The organism is Micromonospora sp. RTGN7 (assembly GCF_033804645.1).
Taxonomy (GTDB): Bacteria; Actinomycetota; Actinomycetes; order Mycobacteriales; family Micromonosporaceae; genus Micromonospora.
This window is the reverse complement of record NZ_JAPZLF010000015.1, coordinates 20,560-44,311: the sequence shown is the minus strand read 5'-3', so window position 1 is coordinate 44,311 and position 23,752 is coordinate 20,560. Positions and strand designations below refer to the sequence as shown.

The following is a 23,752-nucleotide window of genomic DNA, read 5'->3' as shown; positions in this document are numbered from 1 at the left end:
CATGTACTCCGTACGTGGGGCAAGGGTCAGGACTCGGAGCCGTCGAGCGCCAGCCTGATGAGGGTGTCGGCGTCCATTTCGTCGATGAGGTCGGCCTCCTCGTCGGTGGAGGTGGGTTCGGCCTCATCGCCGTCGCCGAGCTTGAGCAGGAGGTCGAGCAGCCCGGCCTCGCGGATGCGGGCCAGCGGGATGGTGGCCAGGGTGCGGCGTACCGCCGTCTCGGCCGGGTCGGCCGACTCGTGGCGGTGCGCCTCGGGAACCAGCTCGGTGAGCAGGTGCCCGGCGAGGGTGACGGGGTCTGGGTAGTCGAAGACCAGCGTGGTGGGCAGTGCCAGGCCGGTGGCCCGGGTCAGCCGGTTGCGCAGTTCCACGGCGCTCAGCGAGTCGAAGCCGAGGTCCTTGAACGCCCGCCGGGGTTTGACCAGTTCGGGGCCGGGGTGGCCGAGCACGGCCGCGGCCTGGGCCCGGACCAGGTCGGTGAGGTGCCGGTCCTGCTCCTCCCGGGGCAGGGCGAGCAGCCGTTCCCGCAGGACACTTCCGCCCTCGGCGGGCTCGTCGCCGCCGGCGGGCGGGGCGGCCGGCCGGGTCTCGGGCAGGTCGGCCAGCAGCGGCCGGGGCCGGGCCGAGGCGTACGCCGGGGCGAAGGTCGCCCAGTCGACGTCGGCCACGGTGAGGCAGGGCCGGCCCCGGCCCACGGCGACCCGCAGCGCGTGCACGGCGTCGGCCGGGGCCATCGCCCGCAGGCCACGTCGGGACAGCTCCCGGCGGGCCTCGTCGGTAGCCATCCCGCCGTCGGCCCACGGCCCCCACGCCACGGAGGTGGCGGTGCGGCCCCGCGCGCGCCGCCGCTCGGCCAGGGCGTCGAGGTACGCGTTGCCGGCGGCGTACCCGGCCTGCGCGCCGCTGCCCCAGATCCCGGCGATCGAGGCGAAGAGCACGAACGCGTCGAGCGGCCGGTCGCCGAGCAGTTCGTCGAGGTGCACCGCCCCGGCGATCTTGCCGGTCATCACCCCGGCCAGCCGGCCCAGGTCGGTGTCGAGCAGCGGCGTCACGTCGCTGAGTCCGGCGGCGTGTACCACGGCGGTCAGCGGCGCCTCGGCACCGTCGAGCCGGTCGAGCAGCGCGGCCACCGCCGTGCGGTCGGCCACGTCGCAGGCGGCGATCGTGACCCGTGCGCCGAGGGCCGTCAGCTCGTCGCGCAGCTCCGTTGCGCCGGGAGCGGTATCGCCGCGCCGGCTGGTGAGCACCAGGTGGGCGGCGCCGTTGCCGGCCGCCCACCGGGCCACGTGCGCGCCCAACGCGCCGGTGCCGCCGGTGATCAGCACCGTCCCGGAGGGCTGCCAGCGGTCGGCCGCCGCCGCGTCGGCCGGGGCGGCCCGGGTCAGCCGGCGCGCGTACACGCCGGTGGACCGGAGCGCGAGTTGGTCCTCGTCGCCGGGGGCGGTGAGCGCCGCCGCCAGCCGGGCCGGGTCGGCGTCGGACTCGGGCAGGTCGAGCAGGTTGACCCGCAGCGGCAGCTCCAGGCCGGCGACCCGGCCCAGGCCCCACAGCCCGCCCTGGGCAGGGCTGCGCACCGGGTCGCCGTCGCCGGTGCCGACCGCACCCCGGGTCAGGCACCACAGTGGCGCGGTCGCTGCGGCGTCGTGCAACGCCTGGATCAGCAGCAGCGTGGCCGCCGTGCCGACGGGCACGGCCGGGTGGTCGGGGTGGGGGTCGTCGCGCAGGCCGAGCAGCGACACCACGCCGGTGACCGGCCCGGCGGCCAGGGCGGCGGTGAGCCGCCCGGCCAGGCGGCCACGGGTGACGGTCGCCGGCTCGACGGTCACCCGCCGCACGGCCCCGCCCGCGGCGGTCAGCGCGGCGGCGACCGCCTGCGCCGTCGCGTCGCCGGGGGGGCCGACCAGCAGCCAGTCGCCGGCCGGGCCAGGCCCGTCGCCCAGCTCGATCCGCGGCCACCGGACCTGGTACGACCAGGCGTTGACGGCGGTGTCGCGGGTGCGGGCCCGCCGCCAGTGCGACAGCACGGGCAGGGCCGGGGAGAGCGCGTCCAGGGCGGCGGTGTCGCCGAGTTGGGCGGCGAGGGCGGTCAGGTCGCCGTCCTCGACGGCGGCCCAGAACTCGGCGTCCCCGCCGGCTGCGGTGGCCTGCCGGCGGGGAACCGGTTCGGGCCAGTACCGCTGGTGCTGGAACGCGTACGTCGGCAGGTCGACCCGGGCCGCGCCGGTGTCGGCGAACCACGGCGTCCAGCTCACGGCCGCGCCGTTGACGTGCAGCTCGGCCAGGGCGGCCAGCAGGGCGGGAGCCTCGGGCCGGTCCCTGCGCTGGGCGGCGACGGCGAGCACGCCGATGTCGCCGGGCAGCACGTCGGCCGTCATCGCCGTGAGCACGCTCTGCGGGCCGATCTCCAGGAACGTGTCCACCCCCGCCTTGCGCAGCACGGTGATCCCGTCGGCGTACCGGACGGCCTGGCGGACGTGCCGCACCCAGTACTCCGGGGTGCGGATCTCGTCGGCGTCGGCCAGCGCGCCGGTCAGGTTCGACACGATCGGCAGCAGCGGCGCGGCGAACGTCAAAGCGTCGAGGACGGTGCGGAACTCGGCGAGCATCGGCTCCATCAGTGGGCTGTGGAACGCGTGGGACACCGTCAGCCGGCGGGTCCGCACGCCCCGGCCCTGCCAGCCCCGCTCCACCTCGTCCAGCGCCTGCACCGCGCCGGAGACCACCACCGCGTTCGGGCCGTTGACGGCGGCGATCCCCACCCGGTCTGCCAGCCCCGCGATCGACTCCGCCACGGCGTCCTCGTCGGCGGCGACCGCCAGCATCCCGCCGCCGGCCGGCAGCGCCTGCATCAGCCGCCCCCGCGCCGCCACCAACGCGCACGCGTCGGCCAGGGAGAGCACCCCGGCCACGTGCGCGGCGGTGATCTCCCCGATCGAGTGCCCGCCGACGAAGTCCGGCACCACCCCGAAGGACTCCACCAGGCGGAACAGCGCCACCTCGACCGCGAAGAGACCAGCCTGGGTGAAGACGGTCCGGTCCAGCAGTTCCGCCTCGGCGGAACCCTCGGCCGCGAAGAGCACCTCGCGCAGCGGGCGGGGCAGCAGCGGATCCACCACCGCGCATACCTCGTCCAGCGCCGACGCGAACACCGGGAACACCGCCGACAACTCCCGGCCCATGCCGGCGCGCTGCGCCCCCTGGCCGGAGAAGATCAGCGCGAGTTGGTGACGCTGCTCCGGGACTCCGGTCACCACGGCACCGGACGGCTCGCCCGCAGCGAGGGCGCGCAACGCGGCGAGCAGGCCGTCACGGCCGGCGGCCGTCACCACGGCCCGCCGCTCCAGGGCCGGTCGGGTGGTTACCGACGACCAGGCCACATCCACCGGGCGCAGCGCCTCGTCGCCGGCCAGCCACCGCACCCACCGACCCGCCTGCCCCACCAACGCCGCCTCGGACCGCGCCGAGAGCAGCACCGGCAGCACCGGCGGCACCGCCGCGCCAACGACCTCACCCTCGACCACATCCGCCGAAGGCTGCTCGATGATCACATGCGCGTTCGTGCCGGAAATCCCGAACGAGGAGACCGCCGCCCGACGCGGCCGATCCAACGCCGGCCACGGCATCGCCTCCGTCGCCAGAGCAACCGCCCCAGCCGACCAGTCAATATGCGGAGACGGCTCGTCCACATGCAACGTGGCCGGAACGAGACCGTGCCGCATGGCCAGGACCATCTTGATGATGCCCGCGACGCCCGCCGCAGCCTGGGTGTGGCCCATGTTGGACTTGATCGAGCCGAGCAGCAGCGGCCGGTCGACCGGCCGGTCCTGCCCGTACGTGGCCAGCAACGCCTGCGCCTCGATCGGGTCGCCGAGGGTCGTGCCGGTGCCGTGCGCCTCCACCGCGTCCACATCGGCCGTGGTGAGGCCGGCATTCGCCAGGGCCTGCCGGATCACCCGCTGCTGCGAGGGCCCGTTCGGCGCCGTGAGCCCGTTCGACGCGCCGTCGGAGTTCACCGCCGTGCCCCGCACCACCGCGAGCACCCGGTGCCCGTGCCTCCGTGCGTCGCTGAGCCGCTCGACGAGCAGCATGCCGACGCCCTCGGACCAGCCCGTGCCGTCGGCCGACGCGGCGAACGACCTGCACCGCCCGTCGGCAGACAGGCCGCGCTGCCGGGAGAAGCCAACGAACGCGCTCGGGGTGGCCATCACGGTCACCCCACCGGCCAGCGCCAGGTCACACTCGCCCGACCGCAGTGACTGCGCGGCCAGGTGCAGCGCGACCAGCGACGACGAGCAGGCGGTGTCCACGGTGACCGCCGGCCCCTCCAGGCCGAAGACGTACGCCACCCGGCCGGAGGCGACGCTGCCGGCGGTGCCGTTGACGAGGTAGCCCTCCAGTTCCTCGGATGCCTCCAGCCGCCCCGCGTAGTCGTGGTGGATCAGCCCGGCGAAGACGCCGGTGGTCACCTTCGCGTCGCGTGGGTCGAGGCCGGCGTGTTCGAACGCCTCCCACGAGCTCTCCAGCAGCAGCCGCTGCTGCGGGTCCATCGCCAGGGCCTCGCGCGGGCTGATGCCGAAGAAGTCCGGGTCGAACTGCGCCGCCTCGTACAGGAAGCCGCCCTGCCGGGTGGTCGACGTGCCCGCCCGGTCCGCGTCCGGGTCGTAGAGCGCGTCGAGGTCCCAGCCCCGGTCGGTGGGGAACCCGCCGATGGCGTCGCCGCCCGAGGCCACCAGGTCCCACAACTGCTCCGGGTCGGACACCCCGCCCGGGAAGCGGCAGGACATCCCGATGATCGCGATCGGGTCGTCGTCTCCGGGGGTGGTGACGGCACGCGCGGCGGCGGTGGCCGGCGACGAGGACTGGCCCAGTTGCTCGTGCAGGTGCTCGGCGAGGCGTTCCGGGGTCGGGTAGTCGAAGACGAGGGTCGCCGGCAGCCGCAGCCCGGTCGCCGACGCCAGCCGGTTGCGCAGCTCCACCGAGGTCAGGGAGTCGAAGCCGAGCTCCTTGAACGCCCGGCCGGCCGGCACCGCCTGTGCGGAGGCGTGCCCCAGCACAGCCGCCGCCTGGCCGCGCAGCAGCTCGACCAGCAGCCGGCGCGCCTCGTCCGGCGACAGCCCGGCCAGCCGGTCGACCCAGGCCGATCCCGTGCCGGCCGGGCCTGAGCGGACCTGACGGCGTCCCCCGGCGCGGGCGAGCAGCCGGACGATCGGCGGGACCTGCCCGGCGTCGCCGGTGATCCGCAGCCGGGCGGCCACCACCGCCGGCAGGGGGCCGGCCGTCGCCGCGTCGAAGAGGGCTGTGCCCTCGGCTCCGGTCAGCCCGGTCATACCGAGCCGGCCGAGCCGCTGCCGGTCGTCGGCGCTCAGCTCACCGGCCATCCCGCCGGTGGCCCACATGCCCCAGCCGATGCTGGTGGCCGGCAGGCCGCGTTCGCGCCGGTGGTGGGCAAGGGCGTCGAGGAACGCGTTGCCGGCGGCGTAGTTGCCCTGGCCGGGCGAGCCCAGCGTCGCCGCGATCGACGAGAAGAGCACGAAGGCGGAGAGGCCCAGGCCGGCGGTGGCCTGGTGCAGCGCCCAGGCGGCGTCGACCTTGGGCCGCAGGACGGCGGTGACGGCGTCCGGGTCCAGGGAGGTGATCGTGGCGTCGGCGAGGACGCCCGCGCAGTGCACCACGGCGGTCAGCGGGTGCGCCGGGTCCACCCCGGCGACCAGGCCGGCCACCTGCTCCGGGTCGGCGACGTCCACCGGCACGGTCGTCACGCTCGCCCCGGCCTCGGTCAGCTCGGCGACCAGCGCCGCGTAGTCGCTGCCCTCGACGGGGGCCCGGCGGGAGGCGAGCAGCAGGTGCCGGGCGCCGCCCGTGGCGACCAGGTGCCGGGCCAGTACGCCGGCCAGGGCGCCGGACCCGCCGGTGATCAACGTCGTGCCCTCGGGATCGGCCGGGGTCGGCACGGTCAACACGACCTTGCCGACGTGCCGGGCCTGGCTGATATGCCGCAACGCCTGCCGCGCCTGCCGCACGTCCCACACCCGCGTCGGCAACGGCGTCAACACACCACTCTCGAACAGGGCCAACAACTCCGCCAACAACTGCCCGATCCGCGCCCCACCAGCCTCGTTCAGGTCGAACGCCCGATAGGTGACCCCCGGATGCGCCGCCGCCACCGCGTCGGCGTCCCGCACATCACTCTTGCCCATCTCCACGAACCGGCCGCCACGCGGCAACAACCGCAACGACGCATCCACGAACTCACCCGCAAGCGCATCGAGCACCACATCCACACCCGCGCCGCCCGAGGTCGACCGGAAAGCGTCCTCGAACTCCGTGGTCCGCGACGACGCGATCCGCTCCTGCGCCACACCCAGGCCCCGCAGCACGTCCCACTTGCCGGGGCTGGCCGTGGCGTACACCGTCGAGCCGAAGTGCCTCGCGATTTGGATCGCGGCCATGCCGACCCCACCCGCACCCGAATGGATCAACACCGACTCACCCGACCGCAGACCCGCCAGATCACGCAACGCGTAGAACGCCGTCAGGAACACCACCGGCACCGACGCCGCCTGGGTGAACGACCAACCGGCCGGGATCCTCGCCAGCCGCTGCCGCTGCGCCACCACCTGCGGGCCGAAGCCGGGCTCGAACAACCCGAACACCGGGTCGCCGGGCGCGAGGCCCTCGACGCCCGCGCCGACCTCCAGCACGACGCCGGCGCCCTCGCTGCCCATCACCGCCGCCGGGTCCGGGTACATGCCCAACGCGATGAGGACGTCGCGGAAGTTCACCCCGGTCGCCCGCACCGCCACCCGCACCTCGCCGGAGGCGAGGACGGCCGGGGTGGCCGGGACGATCTCGACGCCGTCCAGCGTGCCGGGGCGCACCACGGCGAGGTGCCACCCGCCCTCCGCCGGCGGGGTCAGCTCCGCGCCGGCCCGCCGCACCAGCCGGGGTACGAAGACCCGGTCGGCGCGGATCGCGAGCTGGCCGCCCACGGTGGACGGGTCGGCCGCGACGGCCGCCAGCACGCCGAGCGCCCCCGCGTCGACGGGCCCGTCGGCGTCGGCGAGCACGATCCGGTCCGGGTGCTCCGACTGCGCCGAGCGCAGCAGGCCCCACACCGCCGCACCCGCCAGGTCGGCGACCCGGTCCTCGTCCCGCGCCGCCATCGCACCCCGCGTCACCACCACCAGGCGGGAGTCCGCGAGAACACCGGCCGCCAGCCAGGCCTGCGCCACGGCCAGCACCCGGGTCGTCGCCGCCCGTACCGCCTCCGGGACCGGGCCGGCGCCGGCCGCCACTGCCACGAGCACCGCCGACGGGGCCGGCTGCCCCGCCTCGACGGCCGCCACCAGCGCCGGAACATCCGGGTACGCCGCCACCCCGGGCAGGTCGTCGGGGGCGTCGCCGAGCGTCACCCAACCGGACGCCGGCACGGCCGTGATCTCCTCCACCCGCCAGGAGACCTCGAACAGGGATCGGTCCACCCCGGACGCCGCCGGCACCGCGCCCAACTCCCGCAGCACCAGCGAGTCAACCGACACCACCGGCGTGCCCGAGGAGTCGGCCGCGACGAGGCGCACCCCGGAGCCGGCCCGGGTCAACGTCACCCGCAGCGCCGACGCGCCGGAGGCGTGCACCTGCACGCCGGAGAACCCGAACGGCACCCGGGGGCCCCCCGCCTCGTCAGCCAGCAGCAGCCCGATCGGGTGCAGGGCCGCGTCGAGCAGGGCGGGGTGCAGCCCGAAGGCCGCCGCCCCGGACACCTGCTCGGGCAGGGCGACCTCGGCGTGCACCACCCCGTCTCCGGTCCACACCCGCCGCAGTCCCCGGAACACCGGCCCATACGACAGGCCGTGCCCGGCGAGGGCGTCGTACCAGCCGGTGAGGTCCGTCTCGGCGACGCCGACCGGAGGCCACGCCCCGAGGTCGGGCTCCGCAGCGGAGGCCGGTTCCAGCACCCCCTCGGCGTGCCGGACCCACTCGGCCTCCGGGTCCTGGTCGGGCTGCGAGTACAGAGTCACGTCCCGGCCACCGGCATCGTCGATCCCACCGACCCGGACCTGCACCCGGACGCCGCCGGTGGCGGGCAGGGCCAGCGGCGCGAGGACGGTCAGCTCCCGCACCCGGGCCGCGCCGACCTCGTCGCCGGCGCGCACCGCCAGCTCGACCAGGGCGGTGCCCGGCACCAGCACCGAACCCGCTATCACGTGGTCGGCCAGCCAGGGATGCGACGACACGGACAGGCGGCCCGTGAGGACCACCTCGTCGGCGCCCGCGAGCCGCACCGCCGCGCCGAGCAGCGGGTGCCCGGGGGCGGCAAGGCCGGCGCCGGAGAGGTCGCCGGGGCTCCCGGTGACCGCGTCGGGCCAGAACCGCTGCCGCTGGAACGGGTACGTCGGCAGATCCACCGGGCGCCCGGCAGCACCACCACCGGTCAGGGTGGCCCAGTCGACGGGCACCCCGCCCACGTATGCCTCGGCGAGGGCCCCGAGCAGCGCGGACCCCTCGGCGCGGTCCCGGCGCAGGACCGGTACGACCAGCGGGGCGGTGGCCTCGTCCGCGCCGTCGGCCAGGCAGTCCTGGATCATGCCGGCGAGGACGCCGTCCGGCCCGACCTCCAGGTACGTGCCGACGTTGCGCTGCCGCAGGTAGCCGATCCCGTCGGCGAAGCGGACGGCCTCGCGTACGTGCCGCACCCAGTACCCGGGGTCGCAGAGCTGTGCCGCGTCGGCCGCCACACCGGTCAGGTTGGACACCACCGGCAGCAGCGGCGGGGAGAACGTCAGCGCGTCGAGAACCGCGCGGAACTCGGCCAGCATCGGCTCCATCAGCGGGCTGTGGAAGGCGTGACTGACCCGGAGCCGGCGGGTGCGCACGCCCCGGTCCCGCCAGACGGTTTCCAGGTCGTCGAGGGTGTCGACGGCACCGGAGACCACCACGGCCGACGGCCCGTTGACGGCGGCGATCCCGACCCGGTCGGTGAGCGCGCCCAGGGTGGCGGCGACGTCGGCCTCCGGCGCGGCGACGGCGAGCATCCCGCCGCCGGCCGGCAGGGCCTGCATCAGCCGGCCCCGGGCGGCGACGAGCGTGCAGGCGTCGGCCAGGGACAGCACCCCGGCCACGTGCGCGGCGGTGATCTCCCCGACCGAGTGGCCGCCGACGAGGTCCGGCACCACCCCGAGCGACTCGACCAGCCGGAACAGCGCCACCTCGACGGCGAAGAGGCCGGCCTGGGTGAAGGCCGTCTGGTCGAGCAGCTCGGCCTCCGGGGAGCCCTCGACGGCGAAGAGCACGTCGCGCAGCGGGCGGGGCAGCAGCGGGTCCAGGTGCCCGCATGCCTCGTCGAGCGCGGCGGCGAAGACCGGGAACGTCTGGTACGCCTCCCGGCCCATACCGGGGCGCTGCGCGCCCTGGCCGGAGAAGAGGACGGCGAGCCGGCCGGGTCGCACCACGCCCGTGACGACGACGGCGGACGGCAGGTCGTCGACGACGGTCTCCAGGCCGGCGAGGAGGCTCTGCCGGTTCCGGGGCAACAGCACCGCGCGGTGGGTGAACGCGGACCGTCCGGTCGCCAGCGTGTGGCCCAGCTCGGGCAGCGTCACCGTCGGGTTCTCGCCCAGCCAGGCGTGCAGCCGGCGGGCCTGCTCGCGCAGGGCGTCGCCGTCGCGCGCGGAGAGCACGCAGGGCGTGGCGAGGTCGCCGGGGGCCACGGCGGCCGGCGCGGTCACGGCCGGCGCGGGCGTCGCCTCGGGGGCCTGTTCCAGGATGGTGTGGACGTTGGTGCCGCTGATGCCGAAGGAGGAGACGGCCGCCCGGCGGGGCCGGTCCACCGCCGGCCACGGCGTCGCCTCGGTCGCCAGGACGACCGCTCCCGCCGACCAGTCGATGTGCGGGGACGGCTCGTCGGCGTGCAGGGTCGCCGGCAGCAGGCCGTGCCGCATCGCCATGACCATTTTGATCACCCCGGCGACGCCGGCTGCGGCCTGGGTGTGGCCCATGTTGGACTTGATCGAGCCGAGCAGCAGCGGCCGGTCGGCGGGCCGGTCCTGCCCGTACGTGGCAAGCAGCGCCTGCGCCTCGATCGGGTCACCGAGCGCGGTGCCGGTGCCGTGCGCCTCCACCACGTCCACGTCGGCCGTGGAGAGCCGCGCGCTGGCCAGGGCCTGCCGGATCACCCGCTGCTGCGACGGCCCGTTCGGCGCGGTCAGGCCACTGCTCGCGCCGTCCTGGTTGACCGCGCTGCCCCGGATGACCGCGAGGACGCGCCGCCCGTTGCGCCGGGCGTCGGAGAGCCGCTCCAGCAGCAGCATGCCGACGCCCTCGGCGAAGCCGGTGCCGTCGGCGTTCGCGCCGAACGCCCGGCACCGCCCGTCGGGCGACAGGCCGCCCTGCCGGGCGAACTCGGTGAGCATGCCGGGGGTGGACATGACGGTGACACCACCGGCGAGCGCCATCGCGCACTCGCCGGAGCGCAGCGCCTGGGCGGCGAGGTGCAGGGCGACCAGCGACGACGAGCACGCGGTGTCGACGGTGACGGCCGGCCCCTCCAGCCCGAACAGGTAGGAGATGCGGCCGGAGGCGACGCTGCCGGCGCTGCCGTTGCCGACGTACCCGTCAAGCTCCTCGGACGTGCCGGCCGCCGCCCCGGCGTAGTCGTGGTAGATCAGGCCGACGTAGACGCCGGTGTCGCTGCCCCGCGAGGCGTGCGGGTCGATCCCGGCCCGCTCGAACGCCTCCCACGAGGTCTCCAGCAGCAGCCGCTGCTGCGGGTCCATGGCCAGGGCCTCGCGCGGGTTGATCCCGAAGAAGGCGGCGTCGAAGTCGGCGGCGTCGTACAGGAAGCCGCCGCGTCGCGGGGTCTCCCCGGCGCCGGTGAGCAGGTCGGCGGTGGTCCAGCCGCGGTCGGTGGGGAACGGCGCGATGACGTCCGCGCCGGCGGTGACGAGGTCCCAGAGCTGCTCGGGGGTCCGCACGTCGCCGGGGAAGCGGCAGGCCATGCCGACGATGGCGATCGGCTCGTCGACGTCGGTCGCCACGGTGACGGCCCGCGCCGGTGCCGGGTCGGCCCGTCCGGCGATCTCCTGGTCGAGGAAGTCGGCGAGCACGACCGGGCTGGGGTAGTCGAAGGCGACGGTCGCTGGCAGCCGCAGGCCGGTCGCGGCGGCCAGTCGGTTGCGCAGCTCCACCGACGTCAGCGAGTCGAACCCGAGTTCCCGGAACGACCGCTGCGGGTCGACGGCATCGGCCGAGCGGTGGCCGAGCACCGCCGCCACGCCGCCGGTGATCAGGTCGAGCAGTTCGCCGCGCCGCTGGGCCGGGCCGAGCGCGGCGAGCCGCCCGCCCGAGGAGAGGTCGGCGGCTGCCCGGGCGGCCACCCGCCGCGCCGGGCGGGCCGGGCGCAGCAGGCCGCGCAGCGGCGCGGGGACCCGGCCGGGCTCCGGCGCGTCGGGCACCGCCGGCAGATTCATGAGTACGACGTGCGCGTCCCCGTGTCGCCGGGCGGCGTCGAGGAGGGCGAGCCCGTCGGCGTCGGTGAGCGGGGCGCTGGCCGCGCGCCGGTGCCCGCCGGTCTCGAGGTGGGCGGTCATGCCGCTGGCGGTGGCCCACAGTCCCCAGGCCGCGCTGGTGGCGGGCAGACCCCGCTCGCGCCGGTGCGTGGCGAGGGCGTCGAGGAACGCGTTCGCGGCGGCGTAGTTGCCCTGCCCGGGCGTGCCCAACGTCGCCGCGACGGACGAGAAGAGCACGAACTCCGCCAGGTCCAGCCCGGCCGTCGCCTCGTGCAACGCCCAGCCCGCGTCCACCTTCGGCCGCAGCACCCGGGCCACTGCGTCCGCGTCGAGCGAGGTGACCGTCGCGTCGGCCAGCACGCCGGCGCAGTGCACGACCGCCGTGAGCGGGTGCGCCGGGTCCACCGCCGCGACCAGCTCCGCCACCTGCCCCGCGTCCGCCACGTCCACCGAGACGGCCCGCACCGACGCGCCCGCGCCGGTCAGCTCCGCGACCAACGCCGCGTAGTCGCCGCCCTCGGCCGGCAGCCGGCGCGACGCCAACACCAGCCGTCGCGCCCCGCCGGCCACCAGGTGCCGGGCCACGAGGCCGGCCAGCGTGCCGCTCGCACCCGTGATGAGGGTCGTGCCCTCGGGGTCGGTCGGGGCCGGGACCGTCAGCACGACCTTGCCCACGTGCCGGGCCTGACTGAGGTGCCGCAGCGCCGACCGGGCCTGCCGCACGTCCCACACCCGCACCGGCAGCGGCGACAGCGCGCCGGCCTCGAAGAGCGCCAGCAGCTCCGCGAGCATCTGACCGATCCGCTCGCTGCCCGCCTCGTTGAGGTCGAACGCCCGGTAGGCGACTCCCTCGTGTTCGCCCGCCACCAACTCGGCGTCGCGGACGTCGGTCTTGCCCATCTCCACGAACCGGCCGCCGCGCGGCAACAGCCGCAGGGAGGCGTCCACGAACTCACCGGCGAGCGCGTCGAGAACCACGTCCACGCCCGCCCCGCCGGAGGCCGAGGAGAACGTCTGCTCGAACTCCGTGCTGCGCGACGACGCGATCCGCCCGTCGGCCACGCCCAGGCCCCGCAGCACGTCCCACTTGCCGGGGCTCGCCGTCGCGTACACGGTTGCGCCGAGGTGGTGGGCGAGCTGGATCGCGGCCATGCCCACGCCGCCCGCGCCCGAGTGGATCAGCACGGACTCGCCCGCGCGGAGACCGGCCAGGTCCCGCAGCGCGTAGTACGCGGTCAGGAAGACCAGCGGCACGGATGCCGCCTGGACGAACGACCAGCCGGCGGGGATCCGGGCCACCCGCTCCCACCGCGCGATCACGCGCGGGCCGAAGCCGGGCTCGAACATGCCCATCACCCGGTCGCCGGGGGCGAGGTCATCGACTCCGGGGCCAACCTCGAGGACGATTCCCGCGCCCTCACTGCCCATCACCGCAGCCGGGTCCGGGTACATGCCCAGCGCGATCAGGACGTCGCGGAAGTTCACCCCGGCCGCGCGCACCGCGATCCGCACCTCGCCGGCGGCCAGCGGCCGCTCGGTTGCGGGCACCAGTTCGACACCGTCGATCGTGCCCGGGGTGACCGGCGCGAGGTGCCACGTACCGCCGGGCGGCGGGGCGAGCGTGTCGCCCGTGGGCCGGGTGAGCCGGGGCACCAGCACGCCGTCGCCGCGGACGGCGAGCTGACCGCCGGTCGGTGCGGGGTCGTCGGCCACCGCCGCGAGGAGCCCCGCCGCCTCGGCGTCCAGCCGGCCGTCAAGGTCGGCGAGCACGATCCGGCCCGGGTGCTCCGACTGCGCCGAACGCAGCAGCCCCCACGCCGCCGCGCCCGCCAGGTCGGTGACCCGGTCGCCCGGCTGCGCTGCCACGGCGTTGCGGGTGGTCACCACGAGTTTCGTGTCCGCGAGCACGTCGGCGGCGAGCCACCCCTGGACGGTCTCCAGGGCTGCCGTGCTGACGGTCCGGACGCGTGCGGGCAGGTCGTCGCCCGGCGCGTCGGCCGCGCCCACCGCCAGCAGCACGACCCGTGGGGCCGTCCCCGCCTCGGCCGCCGCCACCAGGGCCGCCAGGTCGACGAACGCCGGCACGCCGGGCAGTCCGGCGGTCGCGTCGCCGAGCGTGGCCCAGCCGGCGACCGCTGCGGCCGCGACGTCCTCCGGCTGCCAGGTGACCTCGAACAGGGAACGGTCCACCGCGCTCGGTGCCGCCACGGCGGCCATCTCCCGCAGCGCCAGGGAGTCCACCGACACGACCGGGGCGCCGGCCTCGTCGGCCGCCACCAGCCGCACCGCCGAACCGACCCGGGTCAACCGCACCCGCAACGTACGGGCACCCGAGGCGTGCACCTGCACACCCGAGAACTCGAACGGCACCCGCGGACCCGACCCCGACCCCGCGTCCAGCAAACCGATCGGATGCAGGGCCGCGTCCAGCAACGCCGGATGCACCCCGAACCCGTCCCCCGCCGCCCCCTCGGGCAGCACCACCTCCGCGAACGCCTCGCCATCGCCGGCCCACACCCGCCGCAGCCCCCGGAACACCGGCCCGTACGACAGGCCCCGCTCAACGAGCGCCGGATACCACCCGGCCAGGTCCACCTCGGGCACGTCCACCGGCGGCCACGCCTCGACGGTCGGCTCCTGCGCCTGCGCCGGCTCCAGCACCCCCTCGGCGTGCCGCACCCACCGCCCGTCGGCGTCCTCCTCGGGCTGGGAGAACACGGCCACGTCGCGTACGCCACCGGCACCCGCGGCGTCCACCCGCACCTGCACCCGGACGCTGCCTGCGGCGGGCAGCACCAGCGGGGCGGAGATCGTCAGCTCCCGCACCCGGGGCACGCCCACCTCGTCGCCGGCCCGCACCACCAGCTCGACCAGGGCCGTCCCCGGCACCACCACCGCGCCCGACACCACGTGGTCGGCAAGCCACCCGTGCGACGACACCGACAGGCGGCCCGTCAGCACCACCTCGTCGCCGTCGCCGGCCAGCCGCACCGCCGCGCCCAGCAGCGGATGCCCCGCCACACCGAGGCCCGCGCCGGACACGTCGCCGACCCGCCACGGCCGCGCCTCGGGCCAGTACCGCCGACGCTGGAACGGGTACGTCGGCAGGTCCGGCACGGACGTCGCGGCCACGCCGCCGATCAGTGCCGTCCAGTCGACGCGCACCCCGCCCGCGTACGCCTCGGCCAGGGCCGACAGCAGCGCGGACGCCTCCGGGCGGTCCTTGCGCAGGCAGGGCACCACCACCGCAGCCGGGCCCTCGCCGTCGCCCAGGCAGTTCTGGATCATCCCGGCGAGCATGCCGTCGGGCCCCACCTCCAGGAAGGCGCTGACGCCGCGCTCCCGCAGGCACGCCACCTCGTCGGCGAAGAGGACGGCCTCCCGCACGTGCCGCACCCAGTACTCGGGGGTGCAGATCTCCTCGGCGTCGGCGAGGGTCCCGGTCAGGTTCGACACGATCGGCACCAGCGGCGGGTGGAACGTCAGCGCCTCGAGTTCCGCCTGGAACTCGGCCAGCATCGGCTCCATCAGGACGCTGTGCCCCGCGAGGCCGACCGCCAGCCGATGGGTGGGCACCCCCCGGTCCCGCCAGCGCGCCTGCACCACGTCCAGCGCCGCTACCTCGCCGGAGACCACCACCCCGGCCGGGCCGTTCACGGCGGCGACGCCGACCCGGTCGCTCACGCCGTCGAGGGAGGACACGACGTCCGCCTGCGACGCGGCGACCGCGAGCATGCCGCCGCCGGGAGGCAGGGCCTGCATCAGGCGTCCCCGCGCCTCGATCAGCCGGCAGGCGTCCACCAACGACAGCACCCCTGCCACGTGGGCCGCGGTGACCTCGCCGACCGAGTGCCCGCCCACGAAGTCCGGCACCACGCCGAACGACTCCACGAGGCGGAACAGCGCCACCTCGACGGCGAGGAGGCCGGGCTGGGTGAACAGGGTCTGGTCCAGCAGCTCCGCCTCGGGGGTGCCCGCCTCGGCGAACAGCACCGCCTTCAACGGCTGCGGCAGCAGCGGGTCCAGCAGCCCGCACACCTCGTCCAGCGCCGAGGCGAACACCGGGAACGCCTCGTACAGCTCCCGGCCCATCCCGACGCGCTGCACGCCCTGGCCGGAGAAGAGGACGGCGAGGCCGCCGGGGCGGGCCGCCCCGGCCACGACGGTGGGGGACGGCAGGTCGTCGGCAACGGCCGCCAGGCCGTCGAGGAGGCCCTGCCGGTCGTGCGGCAGGAGCACCGTCCGGTGCTCGAACTGGGCCCGCCCGGTCACCAGCGCGCGCGCCACGTCCGGCAGCGCCGCCGTCGGGTTCTCCCCCAGCCACGCGTGCAGCCGGCGCGCCTGCGCCCGCAGCGCCGCCGGGGTCCGCGCCGTGAGCACGCACGCAACGGCGAGCTCGGCGGGGCCCGCCGCCGGCGGCCCGGCCACCGGCGGCGCGGGCGGCGCCTCGGGGGCCTGCTCCAGGATGACGTGGGCGTTGGTGCCGCTGATGCCGAAGGAGGAGACGGCCGCCCGGCGGGGCCGGCCCGCCTCCGGCCAGGGCCGGGCCTCGGCGAGGAGACTGACCGAGCCGGTGGACCAGTCGATGTGCGGGGACGGCTCGTCGACGTGCAGGGTCGCCGGCAGCAGGCCGTGCCGCATGGCGAGGACCATCTTGATGATGCCCGCGACGCCGGCCGCGGCCTGGGTGTGGCCGATGTTGGACTTGATCGAGCCGAGCAGCAGCGGCCGGTCGGCGGGCCGGTCCTGCCCGTACGTGGCGATCAACGCCTGCGCCTCGATCGGGTCACCGAGGGTGGTGCCGGTGCCGTGCGCCTCGACGGCGTCCACGTCGGCGGCGGTCAGGCGCGCGTTCGCGAGGGCCTGCCGGACGACCCGCTGCTGCGACGGACCGTTCGGGGCGGTCAGCCCGTTCGATGCGCCGTCGGAGTTGACGGCGCTGCCCCGGATGACCGCGAGGATGCGTCGCCCGTTGCGGCGGGCGTCGGAGAGCCGCTCGACCAGCAGCATGCCGGCGCCCTCGCCCCAGCCGGTGCCGTCGGCGGCGGCGGCGAACGCCTTGCACCGCCCGTCGGGGGCCAGGCCGCCCTGCCGGGAGAACTCGGCGAACATGCCCGACTGCGCCAGCACCGCCACCCCGCCGACGAGTGCCATCCCGCACTCGCCGGAGTGCAGCGCCTGGGCGGCGAGGTGCAGCGCTACCAGCGACGACGAGCACGCCGTGTCGATGGTGACGGCCGGGCCCTCCAGCCCGAAGACGTACGCGAGCCGGCCGGAGGCGACGCTGCTGGCGGTGCCGGTGAGCAGGTGACCCTCCAGCCCTTCCAGGCCGTCCCCGCCGCCGGAGGCGTAGCCGGAGGAGGCTGCGCCGACGAAGACGCCGGTGACGGTGCCGGGGCCCCTGGTGGGGTCGATGCCGGCGTGTTCGAACGCCTCCCACGAGGTCTCCAGCAGCAGCCGCTGCTGCGGGTCCATCGCCAGGGCCTCGCGCGGGCTGATGCCGAAGAAGTCCGGGTCGAACTCGGCGGCGTCGTAGAGGAAGCCGCCCTGCCGGGTGGTCGACGTGCCCGCCCGGTCCGCGTCCGGGTCGTAGAGCGCGTCGAGGTCCCAGCCCCGGTCGGTGGGGAACCCGCCGATGGCATCCCCGCCCGAGGCCACCAGGTCCCACAGTTGCTGCGGAGTGTGCACGCCGCCGGGGAAACGGCAGGACATCCCGATGATCGCGAGGGGCTCGGCGGAGCCCACCGTGCCGGCGGCGCGGACGACCGGCACGGCGGCACCGGTGGACTCGCCGAGCTGCTCGCGCAGGTGCCCGGCGAGGCGTTCCGGGGTCGGGTAGTCGAAGACGAGGGTCGCCGGCAGCCGCAGCCCGGTCGCCGACGCCAGCCGGTTGCGCAGCTCCACCGAGGTCAGGGAGTCGAAGCCGAGCTCCTTGAACGCCCGGCCGCCCGGTACCGCCTGCGCGGAGGCATGTCCCAGCACCGCCGCCGCCTGGCCGCAGACCAGCTCCACGAGCAGCCGGCGCGCCTCGTCCGGCGGCAGCCCGGCCAGCCGGTCGACCCAGGAAGCGCCGGCCGGGCCGGCGGGTCCGCCCGCCTGCCGGCGACCGCTCACCCGGGCGAGCAGCCGCACGATCGGGGGGACCTGCCCGGCGTCGCCGGTGATCCGCAGGCGGGCCGCCGCGATCGTCGGGAGCGCCCGGGCCGTGGCCGCGTCGAACAGGGCCGCGCCCTCGGCTGCGGTCAGGCCACCCATGCCGAGTCGCCGCAGCCGCTGTTCGTCGTCGCGGTCTAGGTGGGCGGTCATGGTGCTGGTGGTGGCCCACATGCCCCAGCCGATGCTGGTGGCCGGCAGGCCGCGTTCGCGCCGGTGGTGGGCGAGGGCGTCGAGGAACGCGTTCGCGGCGGCGTAGTTGCCCTGACCGGGCGAGCCCAGCGTCGCCGCGATCGACGAAAAGAGCACGAACTCCGCCAGGTCCAGGCCAGCGGTCGCCTCGTGCAACGCCCAACCGGCGTCCACCTTCGGCCGCATGACGGTGGCCACGTCGTCGGCGTCCAGGGACGTGACGATGGAGTCGGCGAGGACGCCCGCGCAGTGCACCACGGCGGTCAGCGGGTGCGCCGGGTCCACCCCGGCGACCAGGCCGGCCACCTGCCCGACGTCGGCGACGTCCACCGACACCGCCTCGACGGACGCACCCGCCTCGGTCAGCTCCGCCACCAGCGCCGCGTACTCGGAACCCGCCACCGGCAACCGCCGGGACGCCAACACCAACCGGGACCGACCCGACGCGACCAGGTGCCGGGCCAGCACGCCGGCCAGGGCACCCGACGCACCCGTCACCAACGTCGTGCCCTCGGGATCGACCGGGGCCGGGACGGTCAACACGACCTTGCCGACGTGCCGGGCCTGGCTGATGTGCCGCAACGCCTGCCGCGCCTGCCGCGCGTCCCACACCCGCGTCGGCAACGGCGTCAACACACCACTCTCGAACAACGCCAACAACTCCGCCAACAACTGCCCGATCCGCGCCCCACCAGCCTCGTTCAGGTCGAACGCCCGATAGGTAACCCCCGGATGCGCCGCCGCCACCACACCGGCGTCCCGCACATCCGACTTGCCCATCTCCACGAACCGGCCGCCACGCGGCAGCAACCGCAACGACGCGTCCACGAACTCACCGGCCAGGGCGTCGAGCACCACGTCCACGCCCGCGCCGCCCGAGGTCGACCGGAAAGCGTCCTCGAACTCCGTGGTCCGCGACGACGCGATCCGCTCCTGCGCCACCCCGAGGCCGCGCAGCACGTCCCACTTGCCCGGACTTGCCGTCGCGTAGACCGTCGCACCGAGATGACGGGCGATCTGGATCGCCGCCATGCCGACCCCACCCGCACCCGAATGGATCAACACCGACTCACCCGACCGCAGACCCGCCAGATCACGCAACGCATAGAACGCCGTCAGGAACACCAAGGGCACCGACGCCGCCTGGGTGAACGACCAACCGGCCGGGATCTTCGCCACCCGCTCACGCTCGGCGACGACCTGCGGGCCGAAGCCGGGCTCGAACATGCCCAACACCCGGTCACCCGGCACCAGACCCTCGACACCCGGGCCGACCTCCAGCACCACGCCCGCGCCCTCGCTGCCCATCCGGGCGGCCGGGTCCGGGTACATGCCCAACGCGATGAGGACGTCACGGAAGTTCACCCCGGTGGCCCGCACGGCGATCCGCACCTGTCCCGGCCCCGGCTTTCCGGCCGGGGCGGGTACCAGGTCGACGCCGTCGATCGTGCCGGGGGCGACCGGCGCGAGGTGCCAGTGGCCCGACGCCGGAGGCGTCAGGTCGTCGCCGGTGAGGCGCGTCAACCGGGGTACGCGCACCGCGCCCTCGCGGACCGCGAGCTGACCGCCGGTCGGGGCCGGGTCGTCGGCCACCGCCGCGAGCACCGCCATCGTCTCGGCGTCCAACGGGCCGTCGAGGTCGGCCAGCACGATCCGGTCGGGGTGCTCCGACTGCGCCGAGCGCAGCAGACCCCACACGGCAGCGCCCGCCAGGTCGGCGACCAGGTCTTCCGGCCGCGCGGCCATCGCGCCCCGCGTCACCACCACCAGCCGCGAGTTCACCAACACCTCGGCGGCCAGCCAGCCCTGCACCGCACCCAGGACCTCGGTCGTCACCGCTCGCACCCCGGCCGGAACCGAGGCGTCGTCGGCGGAGACCGGCAGCAGCGCGACCCGCGGTGCCGCCTCCCCCGCCGCCACCGAGGCGAGCAGCGCGGCCACGTCCGCGAACACCGGGACCCCGGGCAGCCCGACGTCGCCGAACGCCACCACACCCGACACGTCCCCGGCGGAGGTCACGTCCTCGACGGGCCAGCTCACCTCGAACAGCGAGCGGTCGGCGGCGGTCGGGGCCGCCACCGCGCCCATCTCCCGCAGGACGAGGGAGTCCACGGAGACGACGGGCGCGCCGCCCTCGTCGACGGCGACCAGTCGCACGGCCGAACCCGACCGGGTCAGCCGCACCCGCAGCACCCGGGCACCGGCGGCGTGCACCTGCACGCCGGAGAACGCGAACGGCACCCGGGGGCCGGAGCCGGTGCCGGCGTCGAGCAGCCCGATCGGGTGCAGGGCGGCGTCCAGCAGCGCCGGGTGCACCCCGAAGCCGGTGGCGTCGCCGGCAGCCTCGTCGGGGAGGGCGACCTCGGCGTACACGTCTCCGTCGCCGGAGAACACCCGCCGCAGCCCCTGGAACACCGGCCCGTACGACAGGCCGTGCTCGGCGAAGGCGTCGTACCAGCCGGCAAGCTCCACCTCGGACGCGCCGGTCGGCGGCCACTGCCCGATCGTCGGTTCCTCGACGGCGGCCGGCTCCAGCACCCCCTCGGCGTGCCGGACCCACTCCCCCTCCGAATCGTCCTCGGGCTGCGCGTGCACCGTCACCTGACGGGCACCGAAGGAGTCCCCGGCACCGACGCGCACCTGCACCCGCACGGCGTCGGCCGGCGGAAGCGTCAGCGGCGCCGACACGGTCAGCTCCCGCACCCGGGCCGCGCCGACCTCGTCGCCGGCCCGCACCACCAACTCCACCAGGGCCGTCCCCGGCACCACCACCGCACCCGACACCACATGATCGGCCAGCCACGGATGCGTCGACACGGACAACCGGCCCGTCAGCACCACCTCGTCGTCACCGGCCAACCGCACCGCCGCACCCAACAACGGATGCCCGGCCACCCCGAGACCGGCGCCGGACACGTCACCGACCCGCCACGACTGCACCTCGGGCCAGAACCGCTGCCGCTGGAACGCGTACGTGGGCAGCTCCACCCGGGTCGCACCGGCGTCGGCGAACCACGCCTGCCAGCTCACCGGCACGCCGTGCACGTGCAGCTCGCCCAGCGCCGTCAGCAGGGCGTGGGTTTCGGGCCGGTCGGCGCGCTGGGCGGCGACCGCGAGCAGACCATCCTCGGCGGGGAGCACGTCGGCGGTCATCGCGGTGAGCACGCTGCGCGGCCCGACCTCCAGGAAGGTGTCCACCCCGGCGGCCCGCAACGCGGCGATCCCGTCGGCGTACCGGACAGCCTCCCGGACGTGCCGCACCCAGTAGTCGACGGAGGTGATCTCCTGCGGGTCGGCCAACGCGCCGGTCAGGTTCGACACCAGCGGCAGCTCGGGCGCGGCGAAGGTCAGCCTGCCCAGCAGGGCGCGGAACTTCGCCAGCATCGGCTCCATCAACGGGCTGTGGAACGCGTGGCTCACGGCCAGCCGGCGGGTACGCACACCCCGCTCCCGCCAGGCGGCCTCCACCTCGTCCAGTGCCTCGACCGCGCCCGACACGACAACCGCGGCCGGGCCGTTGACGGCGGCGATGCCGATCCGGTCGGTGCGGCCGGTCAGGGACTCCAGCACGGACGCCTCGTCGGCGGCCACGGCCAGCATTGCGCCACCGGCCGGCAACGCCTGCATCAGCCGGCCACGGGCCGCCACCAGGGCGCACGCGTGTTCCAGGGAGAGCACCCCCGCCACGTGCGCGGCCGTGATCTCCCCGATCGAGTGCCCGCCCACGAAGTCGGGCACCACGCCGAACGACTCCAGCAGGCGGAACAGCGCCACCTCGACCGCGAAGAGCCCGGCCTGGGTGAACACCGTCTGGTCCAGCAGCCCCGCCTGCGGGGAACCCTCGGCGGCGAAGAGCACCTCCCGCAGCGGGCGCGGCAGCGCCCGGTCCAGGTGCCCGCACACCTCGTCCAACGCGGACGCGAAGACCGGGAACTCGGCCGACAACTCCCGGCCCATGCCGGCGCGCTGCGCGCCCTGACCGGAGAAGAGCACCGCGAGCGGGCCCGGGTCGGTCGCCTGACCGGTGACCACCGCGCCGGAGGGCTGGCCCGCAGCCAGGGCCCGCAGCCCGGCCAGCAGGTCGTCGCGGCCGGTGGCGGTCACGACCGCGCGGTGCTCCAGCAGCGAGCGGGAGGTGACCGACGAGAAGGCGACGTCGAGCGGGCCCGGGGCGTCGTCGGCGTCCAGCCGGGCGGCCCACCGGCCCGCCTGGGCGGCGAGCGCGGCGGCCTGCCCGGCCGAGAGGACGACCGGAACGGCCGGCAGCGCACGCGCGGGGGGCGCGTCCGTGGCGGCGGGTTCCGGCGCGGGGGCCTGCTCCAGGATGAGGTGGGCGTTGGTGCCGCTCATGCCGAAGGACGAGACGGCGGCGCGGCGGGCCCGCCCGGCGTCGTCCGCCCACGGGCGGGCCTCGGTGAGCAGGGCGACGGCCCCGCCCGTCCAGTCGATGTGCGGCGAGGGCCGCTCGACGTGCAGGGTGGCCGGCAGGAGCCCGTGTTGCATGGCCAGAACCATCTTGATCACCCCGGCGACGCCGGCGGCGGCCTGGGTGTGACCGAGGTTCGACTTCAGCGAGCCGAGCCAGAGCGGCCGATCGGCAGGCCGATCCTGCCCGTACGTGGCGAGCAGCGCCTGCGCCTCGATCGGGTCACCGAGGGTGGTGCCGGTGCCGTGCGCCTCCACCACGTCGACGTCGGCCGGGGTGAGCCGGGCGTTCTCCAACGCCTGCCGGATGACCCGCTGCTGGGCGGGGCCGTTCGGCGCGGTGAGGCCGCTGCTGGCACCGTCGGAGTTGACGGCGCTGCCCCGGATGACGGCCAGCACCGGGTGGCCGTTGCGCCGGGCGTCGGAGAGTCGCTCGACGAGCACCATGCCGACGCCCTCGGCCCAGCCGGTGCCGTCCGCGCTGGCGGAGAACGCCTTGCAGCGGCCGTCGGAGGCGAGGCCTCGTTGGCGGGAGAACTCGATGAAGCCGCCGGGGGTGGCCATCACGCTGACGCCGCCGGCCACGGCGAGGCCGCACTCGCCGTCGCGCAGGGCCTGACTGGCCAGGTGCAGGGCGACCAGGGACGACGAGCAGGCGGTGTCGATGGTGACCGCCGGCCCCTCCAGGCCGAAGGAGTAGGCGAGCCGGCCGGAGATGACGCTCGCGGCGGTGCCGGTCAGCACGTACCCCTCGACGCCCTCGGGGAGTCGGCGCAGCACCGAGGCGTAGTCCTGCCCGGCGGTGCCCACGAAGACGCCGGTGCGGCTGCCGCGCAGCGAGTCGGCGTCGAGGCCGGCCCGTTCGAACACCTCCCAGGTCGTCTCCAGCAGCAGCCGCTGCTGGGGGTCCATCGCGAGGGCCTCGCGGGGGGAGATGCCGAACAGGGTCGGGTCGAAGTGGCCGGCGTCGCGCAGGAAGCCGCCCCGGTCGCTGTACGTGGTGCCCGGGTTGTCGGGGTCCGGGTCGTACAGCCGGGAAAGGTCCCAGCCACGGTCGGTGGGGAACGTCCCGGTCGCGTCGGTGCCGGTGGCGACCAGGTCCCACAGCTCCTCGGGGGAGCTGACGCCGCCGGGGAAGCGGCACGCCATGCCGACGATGGCGATCGGCTCCGGTTCGGAGCTTTCGAGTTCCCGCAGACGCCGGTGCGCCTGGCGGAGCTCGGTGGTCACCCACTTCAGGTGTTCGAGGAGCTTCTCTTCGTCCGCCATGACCCACCCGCCCGAAGCTTGCTACCGATCGATTCCGCCGTACGCCACCGCACCGTCCGACCTCGAAATTGCCGGCGTCCGGCCGTCATCGTGAGTGGACGGTACTGAGCGGTGATCGGCCGCCCAACCCCTACGGACCCCTCAATCAGCCCTCCCCGCAGGGCACCGTCCAGGCCGAATAATCGCAGGATGAGGCCGGTAGGAGGGGC

The 23,752-nt window shown here is 75.8% G+C and carries 1 protein-coding gene; it reads right to left on the bottom strand.

Annotated elements, in window-relative coordinates; translation table 11 throughout:
• Nucleotides 1–26 precede the first annotated feature (26 nt).
• On the bottom strand, nucleotides 27–23,543 hold the full coding sequence (locus SNR22_RS21425; protein ID WP_320068416.1) for a type I polyketide synthase: 23,517 nt from the start codon (nucleotides 23,541–23,543) through the stop codon (nucleotides 27–29).
• Nucleotides 23,544–23,752: the final 209 nt, after the last annotated feature.

Coding starts and splice junctions, on each gene's coding strand:
- SNR22_RS21425 (WP_320068416.1), bottom strand. CDS start 23,543: ATGGCGGACGAAGAGAAGCTCCTCGAACACCTGAAGTGGGTGACCACC.